The 21,723-nt window shown below is 38.8% G+C and carries 23 protein-coding genes; 20 read left to right on the top strand and 3 right to left on the bottom strand.

The annotated features are described in order from the left end of the window. Positions 1 to 210: 210 nt before the first annotated feature. Entirely contained in the window at positions 211 to 1,077 is an 867-nt protein-coding gene (gene speE / locus V7138_RS02670) for a polyamine aminopropyltransferase (protein WP_438824305.1), read from the top strand. A 94-nt stretch (positions 1,078 to 1,171) separates the two neighbouring features. Here speE and V7138_RS02665 read toward each other — a convergent pair whose 3' ends face one another. Next, positions 1,172 to 2,368, bottom strand: coding sequence for a DUF4085 family protein (locus V7138_RS02665; protein WP_335394022.1), 1,197 nt, complete (start codon positions 2,366 to 2,368; stop codon positions 1,172 to 1,174). A gap of 158 nt (positions 2,369 to 2,526) precedes the next feature. Here V7138_RS02665 and V7138_RS02660 point away from each other — a divergent pair, with 158 nt between their 5' ends. From V7138_RS02660 to mdh, 19 genes are all read left to right on the top strand, one after another. After that, positions 2,527 to 3,075 (top strand): cupin domain-containing protein, encoded by a 549-nt coding sequence (locus tag V7138_RS02660; protein WP_335394020.1) that lies wholly within the window; start codon positions 2,527 to 2,529, stop codon positions 3,073 to 3,075. A 254-nt stretch (positions 3,076 to 3,329) separates the two neighbouring features. Continuing rightward, a complete protein-coding gene (locus V7138_RS02655) occupies positions 3,330 to 4,688 on the top strand; it encodes an ethanolamine ammonia-lyase subunit EutB (protein ID WP_335394018.1) in 1,359 nt (452 codons plus the stop codon). Positions 4,689 to 4,702: 14 nt separating this feature from the next. Continuing rightward, positions 4,703 to 5,551: an ethanolamine ammonia-lyase subunit EutC gene (gene eutC, locus V7138_RS02650; RefSeq protein ID WP_335394016.1), complete on the top strand. Its 849-nt coding sequence runs from the start codon at positions 4,703 to 4,705 to the stop codon at positions 5,549 to 5,551. 189 nt (positions 5,552 to 5,740) lie between these two features. Next, entirely contained in the window at positions 5,741 to 7,168 is a 1,428-nt protein-coding gene (locus V7138_RS02645) for a sensor histidine kinase (protein ID WP_335394014.1), read from the top strand. Further along, on the top strand, positions 7,165 to 7,737 hold the full coding sequence (locus V7138_RS02640; protein ID WP_335394012.1) for an ANTAR domain-containing response regulator: 573 nt from the start codon (positions 7,165 to 7,167) through the stop codon (positions 7,735 to 7,737). The genes V7138_RS02645 and V7138_RS02640 overlap by 4 nt, the downstream gene beginning before the upstream one ends. 161 nt (positions 7,738 to 7,898) lie before the next feature. Further along, on the top strand, positions 7,899 to 9,170 hold the full coding sequence (eutH, locus tag V7138_RS02635; protein WP_335394011.1) for an ethanolamine utilization protein EutH: 1,272 nt from the start codon (positions 7,899 to 7,901) through the stop codon (positions 9,168 to 9,170). Between the two features lie 20 nt (positions 9,171 to 9,190). Next, complete coding sequence (locus V7138_RS02630; RefSeq protein WP_335394010.1) at positions 9,191 to 9,532, top strand: BMC domain-containing protein; 342 nt, start codon at positions 9,191 to 9,193, stop codon at positions 9,530 to 9,532. Positions 9,533 to 9,544: 12 nt separating this feature from the next. After that, positions 9,545 to 10,045 (top strand): EutP/PduV family microcompartment system protein, encoded by a 501-nt coding sequence (locus V7138_RS02625; protein ID WP_335394008.1) that lies wholly within the window; start codon positions 9,545 to 9,547, stop codon positions 10,043 to 10,045. A gap of 151 nt (positions 10,046 to 10,196) precedes the next feature. Then, positions 10,197 to 11,642 carry an ethanolamine ammonia-lyase reactivating factor EutA gene (locus tag V7138_RS02620; protein WP_335394032.1) on the top strand — a complete coding sequence of 482 codons (1,446 nt, stop codon included), beginning with the start codon at positions 10,197 to 10,199 and terminating at the stop codon, positions 11,640 to 11,642. Positions 11,643 to 11,658: 16 nt separating this feature from the next. Beyond that, positions 11,659 to 13,023, top strand: a complete 1,365-nt coding sequence (locus V7138_RS02615) for an ethanolamine ammonia-lyase subunit EutB (protein WP_335394006.1) — start codon at positions 11,659 to 11,661, stop codon at positions 13,021 to 13,023. Between the two features lie 12 nt (positions 13,024 to 13,035). After that, a complete protein-coding gene (gene eutC / locus V7138_RS02610; protein ID WP_335394004.1) occupies positions 13,036 to 14,052 on the top strand; it encodes an ethanolamine ammonia-lyase subunit EutC in 1,017 nt (338 codons plus the stop codon). A 12-nt stretch (positions 14,053 to 14,064) separates the two neighbouring features. Continuing rightward, positions 14,065 to 14,718, top strand: coding sequence for an ethanolamine utilization microcompartment protein EutL (gene eutL, locus V7138_RS02605; RefSeq protein WP_335394001.1), 654 nt, complete (start codon positions 14,065 to 14,067; stop codon positions 14,716 to 14,718). Positions 14,719 to 14,737: 19 nt separating this feature from the next. After that, complete coding sequence (locus V7138_RS02600; protein ID WP_335393999.1) at positions 14,738 to 16,267, top strand: acetaldehyde dehydrogenase (acetylating); 1,530 nt, start codon at positions 14,738 to 14,740, stop codon at positions 16,265 to 16,267. Positions 16,268 to 16,320: 53 nt separating this feature from the next. Beyond that, the gene (locus V7138_RS02595) at positions 16,321 to 16,614 is read left to right on the top strand and encodes a BMC domain-containing protein (RefSeq protein ID WP_335393997.1); all 294 of its coding nucleotides are present in this window, start codon (positions 16,321 to 16,323) and stop codon (positions 16,612 to 16,614) included. A gap of 31 nt (positions 16,615 to 16,645) precedes the next feature. Then, positions 16,646 to 17,305 carry a phosphate propanoyltransferase gene (pduL, locus tag V7138_RS02590; protein ID WP_335393995.1) on the top strand — a complete coding sequence of 220 codons (660 nt, stop codon included), beginning with the start codon at positions 16,646 to 16,648 and terminating at the stop codon, positions 17,303 to 17,305. Further along, complete coding sequence (locus V7138_RS02585) at positions 17,298 to 17,975, top strand: hypothetical protein (RefSeq protein ID WP_335393993.1); 678 nt, start codon at positions 17,298 to 17,300, stop codon at positions 17,973 to 17,975. Before pduL ends, V7138_RS02585 begins: the two co-directional genes overlap by 8 nt. Continuing rightward, on the top strand, positions 17,976 to 18,254 hold the full coding sequence (locus tag V7138_RS02580) for a EutN/CcmL family microcompartment protein (protein ID WP_335393991.1): 279 nt from the start codon (positions 17,976 to 17,978) through the stop codon (positions 18,252 to 18,254). Positions 18,255 to 18,256: 2 nt separating this feature from the next. Further along, positions 18,257 to 18,667 (top strand): BMC domain-containing protein, encoded by a 411-nt coding sequence (locus tag V7138_RS02575; RefSeq protein ID WP_335393989.1) that lies wholly within the window; start codon positions 18,257 to 18,259, stop codon positions 18,665 to 18,667. Between the two features lie 71 nt (positions 18,668 to 18,738). Further along, positions 18,739 to 19,683, top strand: coding sequence for a malate dehydrogenase (gene mdh / locus V7138_RS02570; RefSeq protein WP_335393987.1), 945 nt, complete (start codon positions 18,739 to 18,741; stop codon positions 19,681 to 19,683). Between the two features lie 87 nt (positions 19,684 to 19,770). On the opposite strand, the gene menC is transcribed toward mdh, so the two are convergent. Then, the gene (gene menC, locus V7138_RS02565; protein ID WP_335393985.1) at positions 19,771 to 20,886 is read right to left on the bottom strand and encodes an o-succinylbenzoate synthase; all 1,116 of its coding nucleotides are present in this window, start codon (positions 20,884 to 20,886) and stop codon (positions 19,771 to 19,773) included. Between the two features lie 20 nt (positions 20,887 to 20,906). Then, positions 20,907 to 21,713 carry a GNAT family N-acetyltransferase gene (locus V7138_RS02560; protein ID WP_335393983.1) on the bottom strand — a complete coding sequence of 269 codons (807 nt, stop codon included), beginning with the start codon at positions 21,711 to 21,713 and terminating at the stop codon, positions 20,907 to 20,909. Positions 21,714 to 21,723 lie beyond the last annotated feature (10 nt).

The raw sequence follows: 21,723 nt of genomic DNA, 5'->3' as shown, positions 1-21,723 counted from the left end.
CTATCATTTATTGTTAATCAGCTTGATGATATCCCGAATACGCTGTTCGTGGTCTATCATTTATCGTTTTACGATTTGGTGATATTTAGGTAATTATACTTATTTCCTGTACCAGAACTTCGCTTATATATTATCGCCCCCATCCACAAGACATGTGCTCCAAACTTTCCTATTCTTATAGTTGGAAGAAATAGATCAGAATGGAGGATGATGATGGAACTAGCTAAACCATATTTATCGGAAAAAAACGGAGATTTATGGCTCACCGAAGATGAATACGACAACCTGAAAGTCAGCTACCGAATCAAAGAGGTTATATTTGATCAACAATCATCTTTCCAGGATGTCATGATTCTGGATTCCTATTATTTTGGAAGAATGCTTGTATTAGATGGTATTGTCCAAACGACTTCAGTGGATGGACACATCTATAACGAAATGATAGCGCATGTGCCCATGTCAATTCACCCAAATCCGAAAAAAGTATTAATCATCGGTGGAGGAGATTGTGGAGCTGCGAAGGAAATTTGCAAGTACGATGCAGTCGAACACATTGACATGGTAGAAATTGATGAACTTGTTGTAAAAACTTGTATCGAGCATTTACCTGAGGTATCTGGCCAACTAGCAGACCCGCGTGTTCATTTTGTTTTTGATGATGGGGTAAAATTTGTGGCAGGTAAGAAAAATGAGTATGACCTTATCATCGTGGATTCATCCGATCCGATCGGACCTGCGAAGGTATTATTCGAAAAAAGCTTTTATCAAAGCTTGCATGAAGCTTTGAAAGAGGACGGTAAGGTGGTCTGCCAGAGCCAATCACCCATTTTCCATGCAGATGTAATGAAACAATCATACAGAAGGATTTCTGAGCTTTTCCAAGAGGTCAAATTGTATACCGCTGTCGTACCTACCTATCCTGGAGGGCTTTGGAGTTTTACCATTGGGTCTAAGCAGCATATTAAACCAAACCCAAGCAAAGTCAGTAATAAAAATACAAAATATGTAAACGAGCAAATTGTGGAAAGCTGTTTTTCGTTGCCGCAGTTTCTTAGTGAAAAACTTAATGAGAAGTGAGGTAGGGGTTAGTTCTATTCTAGAATAGAACTAGCCCTTTTCTAATTTTTATGTAAAGTAACCTTGACGTAAAGTAGGCTTAATTCATTATATACTAATCAATCAATGACCGATATTTTTCAATAACGTCTTTTGTCAAGATGCCATTCTTATAAAAATGGTTGGCATAAACACTCGCAATCATTTCGTTTTCTTCGGTAATCTCCATTTTTTCCAAAACACGATTGATCATTTCTGCTAACTCATTAGGGTTTTCGTACATCGTATTCCAGGCACGTACTTGTAGCTCCAAATCTTCGCCAAGTGCTGCTGCTTCGATTTCATCCATTGCTAATGGTTCATCCAAATGTGCATATGGGTCCTCATATACATCTGTATAAATACACTGAATTGGATTGTACTCTTCTAAATCATAAGTAAAGGACTGATCCCCGACTGTAACAATCATTTCTTTTTGTGTAAATTCTAGCTTCCCGTTATCTAATGTGATAGGTTCAGCGAGTGACTTAATGGCACTTGTCACGTGTGGGGTGCTCAGCCAATAATGGTAGTCAGGATTTAATTGTGACACATAATCCTCAAATGAGGTCTCATCTAATTTTTCTTCATGATTCAGTAAAGTAAATTGGGCTGGACGATAAAAATAACGTGCATCCAAATGACTCATGAAAATTGTCCATTCCGTATCTGGGGCGTCGAACAATACACGAAAAGCAAATCCATCTTCTGTTTTCTGTAACTCATAATAGACAATCCAATGCCCGAGCTCTAAAGGTTCCTCTGATTCCTCTACTCTTACATTTTCAAAAGTGAAATGAATAAGCGCTTTTGATGAAAAACCGCCGTCTGTATTGATGTAGAGATGAAGTGTATCTCCCTGCCGTTCAATTCGTTCAATGGTTGAATCATGTAAGCTTTCCGCAAAGACATCTTGAACAGTTTCTGGTAAAAAAGCAATAGCATTTTCTGTTTGTTCATGGGCCGCATCTAAAATCCCCTCAAATTCTTTGTCCGCTTCACGCATCCATTGGAGGTAATCGTCGCGTATGGTTTTAGGTAATGTTGGTAAATTTAAAGTACCATTCTTCACATACGGAATGAAACGGCCTGGCAAAATCTGCAGGAGTTCCTCTTTCACTTCCTCTAGTTCTTCTTTTAAACGGGAAAGAAGATCCTCGCCTTCTTCTTTTGCCTCTTTAAATGAATATTCCCAGTCCTCGTCAGTTTCACAGATCGGTAAAATGTTACATTTTGTAAACTTTTCTTTCGCTTCTTTCGTTAGATTCCACATAGCCTCACCCCAGGGTAGTTTATAAACCTAGTATAACAGGATTTATCGACTTTGAGCTGTATATGGTTGTTAGTGGGAATGAGCTTTCTTAAAAAATGGGCTACACTATAGCCTAATCCTTGCATAGGATATTTTATGAATCTGTGGAGGGATAAAAATTGTATTATGCACAATATGGGTATGGGCATCCATATCATTACCATCATCACCATTATCATCCATTTTATATGAATGTACCAATGCATCACTGGAACTATTGGGGTTATCATCAAACACCGATGTATAGAGAACCAATTGATTTCAAGGATCATGGAAAAAAGCCATATGTAGTCAATATCAATGAAGCTTCTAAACTAAACAACACGTATCGTACTGCGATTTGGACAGGTAACCATTTACAGGTGACTTTAATGAGTCTTCAGGTTGGTGAAGACATCGGGCTGGAGGTGCATCCACATGTTGACCAATTCTTGCGTCTTGAACAAGGGCATGGGCTTGTTCAAATGGGGAATCGGAAAGACCATTTAGATTTTGTACGTGAAGTCAATGAGGACTCAGCGATTTTCATCCCGGCTGGTACTTGGCACAATGTAACCAATACAGGAAAGATCCCGTTAAAACTTTACTCCATCTATGCACCGCCAAACCACCCTTTCGGAACAGTCCATAGAACAAAACAGGAAGCTCAACAACAAGAGCATCATTAAAGGTGGACAGGAAACGAATTTTTAATCAGCATACGTACCACTACTAATTTATAAAAATATCAAACATTCTGTTAAATTTCTTTCAAGTACTACCACTCTTTGATATAATAATGAAAAAGTGAATTGTTCAGGTAAAGGCGCCTTAACCGAAGCCATATTTTATGGCTGTTTGTTAGGGTGCTTTTTTTGTTTTGAAATGTTAACGCTTTCTAAACCTGAATTATAAAAAAGACAAATAGATTGGGGGCTTATCTATGTTTAAATGTACATTGAAAAATGAAGTATATCAATTTCAGACAGTAAAAGAGATATTAGCGAAGGCAAGCGAGGAGAAGTCTGGGGATAAAATGGCCGGAATTGCAGCGCAATCAAATTTGGAGAGAATGGCAGCAAAGGTTGTGCTAAGCGAATTAACGCTAAATGAAATTTATGAACAACCTGTTATTCCATATGAAACGGATGAAGTCACGAGGATTATCTATGATGATCTGAATCACTATATTTTTAAAGAAATTTCAGGTTGGACGGTTGGGGAATTAAGAGAATATATCCTCTCACATAGTACCGGTTCCTCGCAATTACTTCGTATTAGTAAAGGATTAACCAGTGAGATGATTTCTGCTGTTGCCAAGTTAATGTCCAGTATCGATTTGGTAATGGCGTCACAAAAGGTTAGACCGACTGCTCACTGCAACACAACAATTGGGGAGAAAGGCCGTTTAGCTTTCCGCTGTCAGCCTAACCATCCGAATGACAATTTAGAAGGAATTCTTTCCTCCTTAAAGGAAGGACTTTCGTACGGGGCTGGGGATGCAGTAATTGGAGTCAATCCTAATAATGATTCAGTAGAATCTGTTTCTAGAATTTTACACATGACCCATGATTTTATGAGACAGTGGGAAATACCGACACAAAACTGTGTATTAGCGCATATTGCCACTCAAATGAAAGCGATAGAAAAAGGGGCACCTAGTGGAATCATTTTTCAAAGTTTAGCTGGAACAAATTCAACAAATGATGATTTTGGCGTTTCGAAGTTAATTTTAGATGAGGCAGCAGACCTAATGGCCAAACACGGCACTTCAGCTGGTCCGAATCAATTTTATTTTGAAACTGGACAAGGCTCTGAGGTATCACTGAATTCTCACCATGGTGTAGACATGCAGACCCTTGAGTCAAGAACCTACGGATATGCACGCCACTGGAAACCATTCATGGTGAATAATGTCTCTGGATTTATTGGACCAGAAACTCTTTACGACGGAAAACAAATGATACGTGCAGATTTAGAGGATCTTTTTATGGGGAAACTACATGGAATTCCAATGGGGATTGCGCCAACGTATACAAATCATATGCAAGCCGATCAAAATGACCAGGAAATTGCTGGAATGTTAACCGCTTTAGCTGGTGCAAACTTTTATATGGGAGTTCCAGGTGGGGATGATGTGATGCTTAGCTATCAGGATACTAGTTACCACGATGATGCTAGTTTAAGAGAGATGCTTGGTTTACGACCATTAAGGGAATTTGAAATTTGGATGGAGAAAATGGGAATTATGGAAAATGGACGATTAACTGAAAGAGCAGGAGATTTATCGATTTTTAAATAATAGGGGTTGATGAAATGGATATTCAAGACATTGTCAAACAAGTAATTGAAGAACTTGAAAAAAAGAAAAATGTATCAAGCACCGAGGAAATAGCAGAAACAGTTAATCGGCATATTATTGTTGAGAATAAGAGGGAAGTCAGGGTAGATAATCCTGTCGACTATGACATCATAGAAAAAGCAAGGAGGATTACGCCAGCCAGAATTGGAGTGGGGCGTGCAGGGACACGTTTGAAGACAAAGGAATACCTCTATTTTCGTATTGATCATGCGGCTGCACAGGATGCTGTATTTAATGGAGTCTCAGAGGAATTCCTAAAAGATATGAATCTACCTGTCCTTCACTCAAAGTCGGAATCGATGGATGAGTATTTAATGAATTTGGACAGTGGCCGATTTTTAAATGATGCATCCAGGGAGTGGGCTAAAGCAAACCTCTCTAAGAACAAACAAGTTCAAATCATTATATCTGATGGCTTAAATTCAAGCGGAATTGAAGCCAATATTCCAGATTTACTTCCGGCAATGATGCAAGGATTAGAGGCAAAAAATATTTCAATGGGTGAACCCGTGTTTATTAAAAACAGTCGTGTGTGGATTCAAGATGAAATAGCGGCCATTACAAATTGCGATGTGGTCATTTCCTTAATTGGTGAAAGACCAGGGCTTGCAACTTCAAAAAGTATTAGTGCCTATCTAATCTACAGACCAACGGAAAATACGGTTGAGGCGGATAGAACGGTCATTTCGAATATACATGAAGGGGGAATTCCTCCTGTTGAAGCGGGTGCCTACCTTGCTGACGTAATAGAGAGAGTTTTAACGCATAAGGTAAGCGGAGTGAAGCTTGCACAATTATCCTAAATACTAGTCATTTATATATAAGAAAAAGTCAGGTAAAAGGAATGTTTAAGGACATTTTTATACCTGACTTTTTGTCGTAGTCTTCTTTTTTTCTAACTATCAAATAAATTCATAATATTGACATAAAAATATAAGACTCTTATAATACTTAATATACCAATCTCTCTATAGAAACAGGAGATAAGTACTATGACAAACAACAAGATTGAGGAGTTATGCTCCCTCCATACAAATCTATCGGAGAAAGACGTAGAAATTATCAAAAGTGTAGCTGCAAATCTATTTTTAATTGCTGATTTAAATAAGGCAAATGTATTTATTGATTGCCTTACAAAAGAGAGAAAACATGCAATTGTTGTAGCGGAAGCCTCACCAACAACTACAAAATCCATCTATTCAAAACCGATTGTCGGTAAATTTGCTTATGATGCTTTTGAACCTTCTGTGGTATCTTCATTGAAGACAGGAAAACCAATTTTTCTTAATCGTGCATTAACACAAGAAGGCAGAACCGTAAATCAAAGTGTTGTCCCAATTAAAAACAATAGTAATAAGGTCATAGGGACCTTGATCATGGAAAAAGATATCAGTGAGCAGCTTAAAACGCAAGAAAAAATGGAAGCGTTGTCAGAAGCGACCGAGACATTAAGCGAAATTTTGATTGGTATTACACAAAATCATCCAATCATTCCAGAGATGCTAGAGGAATCTTTGTTTTTAATCGACCATAGTGGAAAAATCCTTTATTGTAACCCTTCAGCCTCTAACTTAATACAAGAGATGCATGTGGATGGACATTGGGTTGAAAAGATGTTGTATGAGTTTTTTCCTGGAATAAAGGATATTCTTGAAGACCCTGAAGAACTGTTAATCGAGGAAGTAAAGATTTTGGATAAAGTTTTTCAGGTGAAAAAGATAAGGCTCACTCAGAAGGAAAATGAAAATGGTTCCTTTGTCATTTTAAAAAATATAACAGAATTACGAGAAAAGGAAAGAGAGTTAATCGTTAAATCAGTTGCTATCCGGGAAATTCATCATCGGGTGAAAAATAATTTACAAACGGTAGCAAGTCTTTTACGTTTACAAATGAGAAGAGGACTCCCAGAAGAAAGTAAAGTTCATTTTGAAGAAAGCCTCAATCGAATCACAAGTATTGCTGCAGTATATGAGATTATTTTGTCAAATTCAACTGTAGATGATGTTAATTTATATCAACTCATTAAAAAGATTGGTAATGCACTAGTTAATGAATCAAGTCCGAATAAGAAGATTAAGATTTCCTACGAAGGGTCGAACCTGCAAATCAAATCTAGTAAGGCTGTTACTGTAGCCCTTGTTGTTAATGAACTTATTCAAAATTGTGTTAAACATGCGTTTAAAACAGTGGATTTTGGAGAAATAGAAGTCTTACTACAGCAAAAAGATGATCAAATAATGGTTCAAGTTATAGACAATGGTGAAGGATATTCTCCAATGTCACAAACATCATTAGGGCTAGATATTGTAAAAACGCTTATCGAACATGATTTGTCAGGTCATTTTAAGATTGAAAAGGCAGCAATGGGGACTATTGCCTTAGTCGTTTTCCCGATAGAAAAGGAGGGAATTCTGGCATGAAGAAAAGAGTCATGGTAGTTGAGGATGAATCGATTACCCGGATGGATATAGCAATGATGCTCGAAGATAATGGGTATGAGGTAGTTGCGCAAGCAAGCAATGGTGAAGCAGCATTGGAAAAAGCGTTTTTGCTAAAGCCGGACCTAATTATTATGGATATTAAAATGCCTAAATTAAATGGTTTAAAAGCAAGTGAAATTATTTCGAAAAGGTTACATACTCCAATTCTAATTTTAACGGCCTATAGCCAACGTGAATATATTGATAAAGCAAAACAAGCAAATATCATGGGGTACTTAGTTAAGCCAATTACCGAGGCAAATTTAATTCCTGCTGTGGAAATTGCTCTAAGACAAGCTGAGAATGCAAACACATATCGAGAGCAAGTCCAGCATATGAATAAACAGCTTGAGGATAGAAAATTAGTCGAAAAAGCAAAAGGAATTATCATGAAAAGGTACAATGTACCCGAAAATGATGCGTATAAAAGAATGAGAAAGATTAGTATGAATAAGCAGGTTACTCTGGAGAAAGTAGCAAAGCACATTATCTTAAAATATGATGTGTAATCATTTTTTTACAAGTAAATAGACTAAGCAAAGGTGCTGAGGCGGTATTTATATTAAATGCCGTACAGTACCTTTTTGTCTTTTTTAGGGATTGTCTATTGTGTAAAAAATAAACTTATTCTCCATTTATATAAAAATAGTAAATAAGGAGGGATTTTTACATGGAAATGGTAGGACAAATTGTTATTTATATCATCATGATTTGTGCAGTAGCAGGTGCTATTGCTGCAATTCGAAACAGTGATGAAGGCCTGGGTGCACAATTTATGGAAGGGCTACATGCAGTTGGGCATATTTTCGTACCAGCAGCTGGGATCATGGCATCAATACCATTTTTATCTTGGTTCATTGATAAAGTATTTGGACCAGTATTTTCTGCCATCGGTGCTGATCCGGCCATCGCAGCTACTTCTATCCTTGCAACTGATATGGGTGGTTACCAATTAGCAGAAATCTTAAAGGAGACCCAAGAAGGTTGGATTATGGCAATGATTGTCGGATTTATGGCGGGGGCGACAATCGTTTTTTCAATTCCGATGGGACTAGCTATGCTTGATAAACGGGATCATAAATATATGGCTCTTGGTGTAATGGCAGGGGTATTAACAATTCCGATTGGTGCACTTATTTCGAGTACAATTATTTTATTAACAAACTCTACTGTACGTGATTTTATCTCTACATCGGGAGAGGCAAAGTATCAATTTGCATTAAGTTATGGTCAAATTCTGTTGAATTTAAGTCCGCTTCTCATATTTGTTGTCCTTATAGCAGCTGGGTTATATTTTCTTCCAGATCTAATGATCAAAGGGTTCATGCTGTTTGGACGTCTCATGGACGCAGCAATCAAGCTTGTACTTGTATTCTCGATTGTTGAAATTTTTACAGGGCTCTTCTCAACTATTTTTGGAGCTTGGGGATTCGACCCAATCATGGCAGATGCAGACGATCAATTCCGTGCACTTGAAACAGCCGGTTATATCGGTATCATGCTAGCGGGTGCATTCCCAATGGTATATTTATTACAGAAGTATGCGGGAGGACCGCTTGAAGCACTAGGACGAAAGCTAGGCTTAAGTAAAGAAGGAAGTGCTGGATTGATTGCGACAATCGCGAACATCCTTGCTATGTTTAAATTAGTAAAAACAATGCCACCAAAAGATAAGGTTATCAACATTGCGTTTGGGGTTTGTGCAGCGTTCTTACTTGGAGATCACTTATCCTTCACAGCTAACTTCCAGCCAACACTAATTCTGCCAATCATTGTTGGTAAAATTTCTGCAGGTGCTATTGGAATAGGTTTAGCTTACTGGTTATCTGTACCAAAGGCTCTCGAACTGGAGAAGAAAGACCGTGAAGCAGGTATCATTGGAAAAGATGAGTACCTACCAAAGGAAGATATAGTAGAACAACAACGCAGCTTAGAGGCATAAAAACAAGGAGGTTTTTTAGATTGAGTGAAGAGAAACAGCGATTTATTCAGGAATTCGTTCCAGGAAAACAGGTAACATTAAGTCACTTAATCGCGAACCCAGGCCAAGATATGTTTGAAAAATTAGGCATACAGCAGGCAGGCGCTATTGGTATTCTTACATTAACTCCGAGTGAAACTGTAATTATCGCAGGAGATCTTGCAACGAAAGCGGCAGATGTTGAAATTGGCTTTTTGGACCGCTTTACCGGGAGTCTTGTGATAGTCGGAACAGTATCTTCTGTCCAAATGGCAATGGAAGAGATTAATAGATTCCTATCAGAAACCTTAAAATATACCCCGGCAGCCATTACTAAATCGTAAAGGAGTATTGAAATGGCTATAAAAAATAGAGCGATGTTAATTGGTTCAATTGGGGCTGGTAAATCTACTTTAACAAATGCTCTTTTGGGGAAAGGAGTGGAGGCTGTCAAAACCCAAGCACTAGTTTATTATGACTGGATTGTTGATACACCAGGTGAATACACTGAAAATCCATTATTCTATAAAAATATAATGGCGACCTCTCTTGAAGTGACCCATGTTTTATTTTTACAGGATGCGACAAGGAAAAAAACAATTTTCCCTCCTGGATTTAGTACAGGTATCAATAAACTCCCAATTGGAGTCGTGACAAAGAGTGATGCTGAAAATGCTGATATCAATGCAGCCGTTCAAGAGTTAAAACGGGTTATTCCAAACGGACCTATCGTGGTTAGTTCTTCTATTACAGGTAAAGGCATTAAGGAGATTAAGGATCTGGTAAGCTGTAACACATTGCAAGCTATGAGAGAATATGCAGTATCAAACCAAAGCGAATCACTCATTTTTGTGTGAAAACCTTTACAAATATAAAATAGTAGATTAGAATATTACTATAACAAATGAATTTACCAGGCAAAGGCGCCTTATATGATCTGTCAGCAATGACAGCTTGTATAGGGTGCCTTTTTTTCTTTTGTAATTAGTTTGGAATGAGGTGAGCTACATCAAAAAGTATGAGCCTCAAAGTGAGGAAATTTTAAGTGCTGGAATTGACATAGGAACCAGTACGACCAAGATTGTAATCAGCCAATTTTCATTAATGAATATGGCTGGCGGAACACACATGCCACGAATTGAGATTATTAATAAAAAGATTTTACATCGCAGCCCAATCTATCGAACGCCATTATTGGATTCTACAACAATTAATATCGAAGAAGTGGAAGACCTTGTCAAAAAGGAGTATGAAAAGGCAAGAATTACCGCTAATGATATTAAAACAGGTGCTGTCATTATTACAGGTGAAACAGCTACAAAACAAAATGCCCAACAAATGGTTCATCAACTATCTGATCATGCTGGTGATTTTCTTGTAGCAACTGCGGGTCCAGATTTAGAAGGAATTATCGCAGCAAAGGGTTCAGGAGCATATGAGTTTTCGAAAAAGACAGGAAAAGTGGTTGCCAATATCGATATTGGCGGTGGAACAGCAAATGTAGCTGTTTATAAGTCAGGAAAACTATGCGGAACCTGTACGCTACATATTGGTGGTCGACTCATTGAATATAGTCACTCCAAAATTAAAAGTATTTCTCCACCAATAAAAGAGCTATTTAATCAATGGGGTGTTTCCGTTAAGGAAGGCGATATCAGGAACGATTTTGAGGAAAAAAGGCTAACTGACTATATGGCATCCGTCATTTCTAGAATGCTGGAAAGAAGATTGACCGACTCAGACAGAGTCTTACTTTTAGGACACGAGCCAAATTGGAAGGAAGAAATTGAAACCATCATGTTCTCAGGTGGAATCAGTGAGTGTATCTATCGTCATGAATCCTCATCTGCAGGTGAAGCAGAATATGACGACATAGGTGAAACGCTAGCCGCTTCCTTAAAAGAGAGCAAAGAGTTAACTAAATGGACTTGGATTCATCCTGATGAGACTGTACGAGCAACAGTACTGGGGGCTGGGACACAAACTACTGAAATTAGCGGGGCTACCATTCAGGTTGATAGCAATGACCTACCTCTTCGAAACTTACCTGTTTATCAAGTTCCATTAGGAAACAATCTAGATACAGGTTTGAAGCAGTTAGGAAAATCTGTTGAACAGGCAATTGAAATGTATGACCCAAACCAAGAAGGCCAAAATTTCGCCTTGTATTTTACAGAAATCCCTTATTTGAGTTTTAAGGATATTCAAGCATTTGCCAAAGCGATCTTGGATTCAATGAAAGTAAAAGTAAATAACAAACAGCCACTGGTTATCGTTCTCGAAAGTGATCATGCGAAGGCATTGGGGCAAACATTGAAAGTTCAAAGTCCTGCCCAAAGTATTATATGTATTGACCAAATTCGGGTTGAACACGGGGACTATATTGACATTGGTCATCTTCTCCAAACAAGTGTTGTCCCAGTAGTTATAAAAACATTAACATTCCACCATTGAGAAAGGAGGGGGCCTAATGAGGCTAAAAACTAATTATTTAGGTACAGTTTATCAATTCTCTTCATTAAAAGATTTATTTGCTAAAGCTAACGAAGAGAAATCAGGGGATCGTTTAGCTGGTATTGGGGCTGAAACAGTACAAGAACGAATTGCAGCGAAAGAGGTTCTTAGTCAGTTAACACTCTCAGATATTCGGGATAATCCACTTCTCCCTCCTGAAAAGGATGAAGTATCAAAAATCATTGAAAGTCAGATTAAAGAACCGGTATATCAGTCTATTAAAAATTGGTCTGTAGCAGAGCTAAGAGAATTTATTTTAAATGATGAAGTAACTGGAGAGGATCTAAAACGCCTGAGCCTAGGGTTAAATAGTGAAATGATTGCAGCTGTTACGAAAATCATGTCCAATCTCGATTTAGTACATGCTGCAAATAAAATAGAAATTATCACAAAATGTAATATTGCAATTGGACAGAAAGGGACTCTTGCATCACGGCTTCAGCCAAACCATCCAACAGATAATGTGGAAGGGATTATAGCTTCACTAAAAGAAGGGCTTTCTTACGGAATTGGAGATGCTGTTATAGGTATTAATCCTGTCGATGATTCAGTTGAAAGTGTAAAACGGCTGCTTCATGCTACACATGATTTTATCCAAGATTGGCGGATTCCAACACAGAACTGTGTACTAGCTCACGTAACAACGCAAATGAAAGCCATTGAACAAGGAGCACCAGCTGATATGATTTTCCAGAGTATCGCTGGAACTGAAGCTGCAAATCGTTCCTTCGGTATTTCGGCAACAATGCTTGAGGAAGCTAGGGACATGGCTCGAACCTTAGGAACGGGAACCGGTCCGCAGGGCTTGTATTTTGAGACAGGGCAAGGATCTGAGCTATCAGCAGAAGCTCATTTCGGAATCGATCAAATGACGTTAGAATCGAGAAATTATGGTTTTGCACGCTACTATGATCCATATATTGTTAACACTGTTGTTGGTTTTATCGGCCCTGAGTATTTGTATAACAACAAGCAGGTTATCAGAGCGGGGCTAGAGGATCACTTTATGGGGAAAATGCATGGAATTCCGATGGGTGTAGATATTTGTTATACAAACCATATTAAAGCCGACCAAAACGATATTGAAGATTTGAGTGTGCTATTAACTGCAGCTGGAGTAAATTTTGTCATTGCTACACCGATGGGGGATGATTGCATGCTTAATTATCAATCACTCAGTTACCATGACGTCGCTACCTTAAGGCAGACATTAAACAAAGGAGCATCCCCACTATTTGCGGAATGGCTGGAAAAAATGGGCATCTTCGAAAATGGCAAACTTAGCAAAATTGCAGGAGATCCAACCATTTTTTCACGTTAGGAGTTGAATCAAATGAATGCTGATTTAATAGAAATGGTCACTAAGCTCGTTATTGAAAAGTTACAGAATGAAAAAGAAACAGATCAACAGCAGTCTGTGGCTGATAAACAAGAAGAAAAAGCTGTTACATTTTGGGATCATTCTTCAAGCTCAACAAAGAAAAAGACAATTCTTTCTGCAGAACATAAAGAAGAAAGTACTGAATCTGTGGGGGATGTTATTCACATTAAACCTTATACCAACAATTCAGAGGATCCAATCGAACAGGAAATAGATATACCAACCAGCCTTGAGACGGCAACAGGTATCGAAAATCCTAAAAATCCTGATGAGCTGAAGGAATTAGTTTCGAAAACACCTGCTCGAATTGGAATTGGAAGAGCTGGTCTGCGTCCAAAAACCAATACTTGGCTAAAGTTTAGATATGACCACGCCGCAGCTGTAGATGCTGTCTATGGAACTGTGAATGATAACCTTCTAAAAAGCTTGGATTTATTCAAGATTGAAACGAAAGTCAACGATAAAGAGGTATATATTCGCAGACCTGATTATGGACGTAAATTATCGGATCAAGCAAAGAAAACAATCCTTGAAAAATGTAAGAAAAACCCTACAGTCCAAATCATTGTATCTGATGGGTTAAGCTCGAGCGCAGTCGAAGAGAATGTGGAAGATGTTTACCTCTCCTTGCAGCAATCTTTAAAAAGTCTTGGCATTGATACTGGGACACCTTTTTATATTGAAAAAGGCAGGGTCGCTGTCATGGATGATGTCGGTGAAATCCTTCAACCAGATGTTGTTGTTCTCTTAATCGGTGAGCGCCCGGGACTTATTAGTGCAGAGTCTTTGAGTGCATACCTTTGTTATCAGCCAAGAATAGGAACGATTGAAGCAGACCGGATGGTGATTTCAAACATTCATAAGGGGGGAATTCCTCCTGTAGAAGCCGGTGCTTATATCGGAACTGTGATTCAAAAAATCTTAAAATATGAAGCTAGTGGAGTATCACTGGTTCAGAAAGAATCATAGGAGGTAATCAATTTGGCTTTAGAACGAATTTATGCTGATATTTTAGCTGTTCGTATCATACCAAATGTAGATCCAGTATTGGGAAAGGAATTAAACCTTGAACCGCATCAGCGAAGTTTGGGAATTTTCACATCAACGGTTGATGATATTGGATACACAGCTTTGGATGAAGCAACAAAAAGGGCTGCTGTTGACGTCGTCTATGCACGATCATTTTACGCGGGATCTGCACATGCTTCTGGGCCACTATCTGGTGAAATGATTGGTATCTTAGCAGGACCAACACCAGACGAAGTTCAAAGTGGAATTGATGCTGTACTTCAAACAGCTGAAACCGATGCCTATTTTGAAGCGCTTAATCCCGAAAAAACACATGCTTTATTTGCTCACGTGATTTCAAGTTCCGGTTCTTACCTTTCAAAAGAGGCAGGTATCAATCAGGGAGAACCGATTGCTTATTTAATCGCACCTCCCCTGGAAGCTGTTTATGGCTTAGATGCAGCCCTAAAGGCTGCAGACGTAGAATTAGTTAAGTTTTTTGGGCCACCGTCTGAAACGAACTTTGGTGGGGGCTTGCTGACAGGTTCGCAATCTGCTTGTAGGGCAGCCGCCGATGCATTCCGAGATAGTATTCAACGGATTGCCGAAAATCCACTCAAATATTAAATAGAAAGGAGTTTATCCTGTGCAATTTGACCAAGATCTTCAATCCATTCAAGAAATGCGCAATGCTGTTAAACGAGCAAAAGAAGCACAGCAGAAGTATTTGTCCTATTCACAGCAGCAGGTGGATGAAATTGTTGAACGAGTCGCAAAGGCTGCTTATTCAAAATCACTTGAACTTGCAAAAATGGCTGTTGAAGAAACAGGGATGGGTATTGTTGAGCATAAGAAGATAAAAAATGAAGTAGGTTCGATGGCGGTCTATGAATCAATTAAAGATGAAAAGACGGTTGGAATTGTCAATGAGGACCGAGTAAAGAAGGTAACAGAAATTGCCTATCCTTATGGAGTAGTAGCTGGGATTATCCCTACGACAAACCCTACATCGACCGCGATTTTTAAGGCATTGATTTCTTTGAAAACTAGAAATGCTATTGTGGTAAGCCCACATCCACGTGCCGTTAGATGTACAGTGGAGGCACTGAAAATTTGTGAACAGGCAGCAATTGAAGCTGGAGCTCCAGAAGGGCTGATTGGTTGGATTTCTAAACCTTCGATGGCTGCAACATCTGAGTTAATGAAGCATCGTGATGTTAACGTTATTTTAGCAACTGGCGGCGGCGGATTAGTAAGGGCAGCTTATAGCTCGGGCAAACCTGCTTATGGTGTAGGACCAGGAAACGTACCTTGTTACATTGAGAGAACAGCAAATGTTTCTAAGGCTGTTTCAATGATTGTTGATAGTAAATCCTTTGATAACGGCACCATTTGTGCAACAGAGCAAGCTCTTGTTGTAGATAAGAATATTAAAGAAATGGTGATTCGTGAACTTAAAAACAATGGATCATACATTTTGGATGAAAGTGAAAAAGCAAAGCTAGAAAAACTAATATCACCAGAGCCAGGAAAATTGAATCCTGCAATTGTCGGCCAAAGTGCTGTTAGAATTGCTGAAATGGCAGGGTTTACTGTACCAGCTGAAACAAGAATATTAGTTGCTGAAGAAACGAATGTTGGAAAGAATGTCCCATTATCAATTGAAAAGCTTTCTCCAATATTTGGCTTCTATACAGCAGATAGCTATGAGGAAGCGAAAGAATACTGTATAAAGCTTCTTAATTTAGGTGGAAGAGGACATAGCTTAGCTCTTCATACAAATGATGAAAAAGTTGCAAATGAATTTGCCCTTGAAATGCCAGTTTCAAGATTGATGGTTAATACACTTTCATCTATTGGGGCAGTTGGTGCAACTACAGGCTTATTGCCGTCGTTGACACTGGGTTGTGGTTCTTTTGGTGGAAATATCACTTCTGATAACGTAACTGCTCGTCATCTTATTAATATAAAGAGAATGGCATATGGAATTAAAGAAGTTTCGATTCCTAAACCATCCGTTTCAGTTACAAACCTTACACAAGAAACGAGCAAACCTCAAAGTGTTGATGATATTGTCAAAAAAATCTTGAACAAAGTACCATCGAAAAATGAAATTGATGAAAAGCAAGTGGCAGAAATGGTGAACCAAGTTATCAAAAAATATCAAATGAATTAACAAATTTTTTACTATAAAAAAATAAAATAACGAACTAATAGGAGGAAATAAAAATGAGTAGAGAATTAACAGCATTAGGAATGATTGAAACTAAAGGATTAGTTGCTTCTGTAGAAGCTGCAGATGCGATGGTCAAGGCTGCAAATGTTCACTTAGTAGGTAAAGTACATGTGGGTGGCGGTATTGTTACAGTTTTAGTACGAGGTGATGTAGGTGCAGTAAAAGCGGCTACTGACTCTGGAGCTGCAGCAGCTCAACGTGTTGGGGAAGTCATTTCTGTACACGTAATTCCACGTCCACACAATGAATTAGAAAGCATTTTGCCAAAGTTAGAAATCCAAGAATAATAAATAGACATATAGATTAGGAGCATGAAACATGGATCAACGACTCATAGAAACAATTGTGGAGGAAGTTGTAACCCAATTGAATGGGAAAAAGGAAGATTCTTTTTCGATTCCAATCGCCGTTTCTGCTCGACATTGCCATTTAAGTAATAGTGATCTTGAAGAACTTTTTGGTGAAGGATTTGAGTTAACAAAAAAAACGGATTTGTCACAGCCTGGACAATTCGCAGCAAATGAATTCGTTACAATTGTGGGACCAAGAGGCAGCATTGAAAAAGTGCGCATTCTTGGTCCTGCGCGTAACATGACCCAAGTAGAGATTAGTCAAACAGATTCTATTAAACTTGGTGCAAAGCCACCTTTGAGAGAATCCGGTAATCTTGAAGGCTCAGCACCAGTAACGATTGTTGGACCTAAAGGCAGCATTTACAAAAAAGAAGGGCTAATCATTGCTCAGGCGCATATTCACATGAATCTTGACGACGCCCAGAATCATGGTGTGGAAGATGGAGACTATGTGAAAATAGAGGTTCAAGGAGAACGCCCAATTACATTTGGTAAGGTGTTAATTCGTATTTCACCAAGATACAAGCTCGAAATGCATGTCGATACAGATGAGGCCAATGCTGGTTTTATTAAAGGGAAAACATTGGGGAGAATTGTTAAATATGAGGGGAACGGTCATGATTGATCGAGAGATGATTGAACGAATTGTAGGCGAAGTTGTTGCAAGGCTATCGAAAGAGGATACCCATTTACTAGCAGTGGAGAAACCAAATTTATTAGTAGTTGGAGATATTTCGTTTGCAGAGCCTGAACAATTATCGAAATTGCAAGCGAAATGGTCGATTAGCCATTATGTCGGCGAGGAAAAAGTAAGGTTGGATCATATCAGCCATGTACTTTTTATGCACGCAACACAGGACTTGCTTGTAAAAGGAGCTTTGGGAATATTTGATACACCTGAAAGCAAATTACTTTCTCGATGTTTCATGGAGTCAACTCCTGTAACGATTGTACCCACTATCTATTTAGAGGACCATTTGTATTCCAAGAGTCCCCGTAACAAAGCATACGTTGCTCAACTAAAAGGGTATATTGAAACACTCTTATTGTTTGGAGCAAGGGTAGACATGTTTGAGCGCTTTGTAGATACAATAAATGGAACCACTGACTTAAGGCAAGAGGATAGGCGAGAATCTAAAAAGAAAAAAATTCTAACAAGGCGTGATATACAGGATTGTGATGGGAATATCATAGAGGTTGATTCTCATACAATTATCACACCGCTAGCTAGAGACACCGCTAGAGAAATGGAAATAGACATCAGGATACTTGATCCAAAAGGGGCGAAAAGATAAATGGAATTAGGGACAGTAATTGGAAACGTTTGGGCCACAAGGAAAGAGGATGAGTTACAAGGATTAAAATTCTTAATTGTGCAACCTGAACAAGCAGACCGAACGAATGCTGGAGTTCCATTTGTTGCTGTAGATAGAATCGGAGCTGGTTTTGGTGACCAGGTTCTTGTAACGCGCGGAAGCGCAGCTGCTAATCTATCTGGTGAAAAAAAGATACCAATAGATGCCCTAATTATTGGAATTATAGATTCTGTCGATGTAGAAAAAGAGGTGAAATGAACGTGGGTAGAGCATTAGGAATGATTGAAACGAGAGGATTGGTCGGTTCGATTGAGGCTGCTGACGCAATGTTAAAATCGGCCGATGTTACGTTGGTAAAACAAGAAATGGTCGATGCAGCCCTTGTTACTGTTTTGGTTCAAGGGGATGTGAGTGCTGTCCAAGCTGCTGTTGATGCCGGAAAAGAGGCTGCGGGAAGAGTTGGGGAACTAGTTTCCGCACATGTTATTCCACATCCGGATGATTCTATCAACTCCACATTATTTGAAAGACAGAAAAAAGAAAAGGTGAAAAGCTCTCCAGCACCTAAAAAGTCGGCAACACCAAAACGAAATCCAAGAAATTCAAAAAAGAATGCAACAAACGTCAAGAGTGAAACACCCAAAAACGAAACACTTAAAACTGAACCTTAGCAAGATGAAGAGAAACCAGAATTATACGTATCTTATTGAATAAACAACATGACTAAGAACGGAGGAGAAAAATGGCTTTTACACGAAAAAAAATAGCTGTCATTGGTGCAGGCTTTACCGGTGCAACAGCCGCTCTTATGCTAGCTCAAAAAGAGCTAGGAGATGTTGTATTAGTTGATATTCCTTCACAATCAAATCCTACAAAAGGGAAAGCCCTTGATATGCTTGAGGCAAGCCCAGTTCAGCGCTTTAATGCTAAAATTACAGGAACCTCTAATTATGAAGATATTCAAGACGCTGATCTAGTCCTCATTACCGCTGGTCTTCCGCGCAAACCAGGAATGAGCCGCGATGATTTAGTAGCTACAAATGAAAAGATTATGATTGAAGTTTCAAAGAATATAAAGAAGTATGCTCCCAATAGCTATATTTTAGTTTTAAGTAATCCTGTCGATGCAATGACGTACGTGTGTTATAAGACAACAGGATTTCCGAAGAATCGCGTAATTGGACAATCAGGTGTTCTAGATACAGCTCGTTTTAATACCTTTGTTGCAGAAGAATTGGGAGTTTCGATTGAGGATATTTCAGGATTTGTTCTTGGTGGGCATGGGGATGATATGGTTCCGCTTGTTCGCTATTCCTATGCTGGAGGCATACCTCTTGAGAAATTACTGCCAGCAGAACGAATAGAAGCTATTGTGGAAAGAACTCGTAAAGGCGGGGGAGAAATCGTCAACTTGCTTGGCCAAGGGAGTGCCTATTATGCACCAGCTGCCTCGATGGTCGAAATGGCAGAAGCCATCCTTAAAGATAAGAAACGAATTTTGCCATCGATTGCCTACCTAGAAGGCGAATATGGATACGAAGAAATTTACCTAGGTGTTCCGACTATCCTTGGCGGAAATGGAATTGAAAGTATAATTGAAATTCCGTTGACGGAAAATGAAAGAACCGCACTCGAAAAATCTGCTCAATCTGTAAAAAATGTATTAAGTATACTGGAAACAAAATAAAAACATTTAAATAATTTGAATGAAGACACCTATAAATCAAGCAAAAGACCACTCTTCGGTACGGAAGAGCGGTTTTTTTCTATCCCATCAACTCTGATTATGGAACGTCTCGCTATACAACATAAAGTCTTCAATTTTATTCAAGTTCGGCTCAAAACCAATACCTGGGCCCTTTGGAACTTCGATATACCCATCCTTCATCGTAACCTCAGGAGTAATAATGTCCTCTTTCCAATAATGAGACGAAGGCGCTGTATCTCCAGGTAAAGTGAAATTTGCTAGACTTGTGATGGCGATATTGTGTGCTCGTCCAATTCCGGCTTCAAGCATTCCACCACACCACATCGGAATCTTATTTTTCACACACAGCTCATGAATCTTTAAGGATTCGGTGATACCTCCAACACGACCGATTTTAAGATTAATGATTTTTCCACTTCCAATTTCGATTGCCTTCCGAACATCTTCCGCCGTGTGGATGGATTCATCAAGGCAGATAGGGGTATTCAATTCTTTTTGCAGTCTCGCATGATCAATCAAATCATCATAGCCAAAAGGCTGCTCGACCATCATTAGATTGAACTCATCCAATTGTCTTAGGTACGGAATATCATCAATGGTATATGCACAATTTGCATCCGCCATAAGCTGAATAGCAGGAAATTCCTGACGAATGGCTTTTAATATACTCATATCCCACCCCGGCATAATTTTAACTTTAATACGCTTATAGCTTCTTGAAACAAAGCCTTCTATTTTTTGAAGGAGCTCTTTCTCAGACTTTTGAATGCCAACACTTACTCCAACTTCAATTCTATCCTTTTCTCCGCCAATGGCTTTAGCTAATGAAATTCCTTGTTCCTTTGCGTAAAGGTCCCAAATTGCGCCGTCTAAGGCAGCTTTTGCATTGTAGTTCCCTCGCAGATCCTTGAATGCTTCCGATACATCATCAGGGTGTTGTATCTCTGTTTTCATAAGCTTTGGAATGAAGATATCCTTAAGCATATGCCAATTGGTTTTCACTGTTTCCTCATGGTAAATCGGGATTGCATCAGAGACGGTTTCCGCCCAACCTGAGTGGCCGCTTTTCGACTTAACTTCCACCAAGATAAAATCTTTATCTGTTAGGGTTCCAACACTCGTTTTAAAAGGATGAAGCAATTGCATTCTCATATATCGCAAAATAATACTTTTAATCTCCATTTTTGAATCTCCTCGAAACTTTATTTTTCTAAAAGGTACATGTAATGCCCGTTATGTTCGGGATCTTTTATTAAATCAGTGACAACCCAACCGTGATTCAAATAATGGGTGAAAATTTGTTTTGTTTTTTCTCTCCACTTTAGCGCAATATCAAAGTTTTTTTTCTTTATTTCTTGAAAATTACCTGGTACTGGAACCAATAAGGTCTCACCGGATTCTTCCAATTTGATGTCACCAGGCGTTAAACAGCCATCCACAAACCCTGTGCGAATTAAAACAGTTGCATGACTAAAATCAACGTTTCTGTTAGCATGCTCTTTTTCGTTAACAGACCATTCTACTACGAAACGATCAGTGGATATCCCGTCGTTCATGCCGTCCGTCATTTCCCCATATGCATTTACGATATAAGAGGTACAAACAGCGCCCAATTTATGCAGGTTCAAATTGGCGTTTACCGTTTCAAGCGGGTCATACGTCCAAGAGATTAAATCATACCCCATTTCGGAAGCCAATTTCTTTTGTTCATGTTTCAACAATTCACCAATTCCTAGCTTACGAAAATCAGGGTGAATCCCAAGATTATGAGAGACAAGGTAGGGCTTTTTTCCATCAAAGCCAGGAAAGCTATATTGGAAGCCAATTAGCTCGTCTTTGTAAAAAGCCCCTAAAACAAATCCTCCGTTTTTTATTGTGGCTGCTGTATGACTAATAGGAACTGTGTCTTCAGGGCTCCAGATCAGTGATTCTAGCTTGTGAACCTGTTTTAATTCATTATTGGACGTTACATTCTTGAAGGTTATTGATGATATGATATCTTGTTGCATGTTTGCCTCC

Source organism: Bacillus sp. JJ1533 (genome assembly GCF_036965045.1).
Taxonomy (GTDB): domain Bacteria; phylum Bacillota; class Bacilli; order Bacillales; family Bacillaceae_L; genus Ferdinandcohnia.
This window is presented reverse-complemented; position numbering and strand designations above follow the sequence as displayed.

What these genes read in the sequence shown, in the direction of transcription:
- menC (WP_335393985.1), bottom strand. Translation starts at nt 20,886, where the DNA reads ATGGAGATTAAAAGTATTATTTTGCGATATATGAGAATGCAATTGCTT.
- V7138_RS02615 (WP_335394006.1), top strand. Translation starts at nt 11,659, where the DNA reads ATGAGGCTAAAAACTAATTATTTAGGTACAGTTTATCAATTCTCTTCA.
- mdh (WP_335393987.1), top strand. Translation starts at nt 18,739, where the DNA reads ATGGCTTTTACACGAAAAAAAATAGCTGTCATTGGTGCAGGCTTTACC.
- V7138_RS02585 (WP_335393993.1), top strand. Translation starts at nt 17,298, where the DNA reads ATGATTGATCGAGAGATGATTGAACGAATTGTAGGCGAAGTTGTTGCA.
- pduL (WP_335393995.1), top strand. Translation starts at nt 16,646, where the DNA reads ATGGATCAACGACTCATAGAAACAATTGTGGAGGAAGTTGTAACCCAA.
- V7138_RS02580 (WP_335393991.1), top strand. Translation starts at nt 17,976, where the DNA reads ATGGAATTAGGGACAGTAATTGGAAACGTTTGGGCCACAAGGAAAGAG.
- V7138_RS02595 (WP_335393997.1), top strand. Translation starts at nt 16,321, where the DNA reads ATGAGTAGAGAATTAACAGCATTAGGAATGATTGAAACTAAAGGATTA.
- V7138_RS02625 (WP_335394008.1), top strand. Translation starts at nt 9,545, where the DNA reads ATGGCTATAAAAAATAGAGCGATGTTAATTGGTTCAATTGGGGCTGGT.
- eutH (WP_335394011.1), top strand. Translation starts at nt 7,899, where the DNA reads ATGGAAATGGTAGGACAAATTGTTATTTATATCATCATGATTTGTGCA.
- speE (WP_438824305.1), top strand. Translation starts at nt 211, where the DNA reads ATGATGGAACTAGCTAAACCATATTTATCGGAAAAAAACGGAGATTTA.
- V7138_RS02645 (WP_335394014.1), top strand. Translation starts at nt 5,741, where the DNA reads ATGACAAACAACAAGATTGAGGAGTTATGCTCCCTCCATACAAATCTA.
- V7138_RS02665 (WP_335394022.1), bottom strand. Translation starts at nt 2,368, where the DNA reads ATGTGGAATCTAACGAAAGAAGCGAAAGAAAAGTTTACAAAATGTAAC.
- V7138_RS02560 (WP_335393983.1), bottom strand. Translation starts at nt 21,713, where the DNA reads ATGCAACAAGATATCATATCATCAATAACCTTCAAGAATGTAACGTCC.
- eutC (WP_335394004.1), top strand. Translation starts at nt 13,036, where the DNA reads ATGAATGCTGATTTAATAGAAATGGTCACTAAGCTCGTTATTGAAAAG.
- eutC (WP_335394016.1), top strand. Translation starts at nt 4,703, where the DNA reads ATGGATATTCAAGACATTGTCAAACAAGTAATTGAAGAACTTGAAAAA.
- V7138_RS02640 (WP_335394012.1), top strand. Translation starts at nt 7,165, where the DNA reads ATGAAGAAAAGAGTCATGGTAGTTGAGGATGAATCGATTACCCGGATG.
- V7138_RS02655 (WP_335394018.1), top strand. Translation starts at nt 3,330, where the DNA reads ATGTTTAAATGTACATTGAAAAATGAAGTATATCAATTTCAGACAGTA.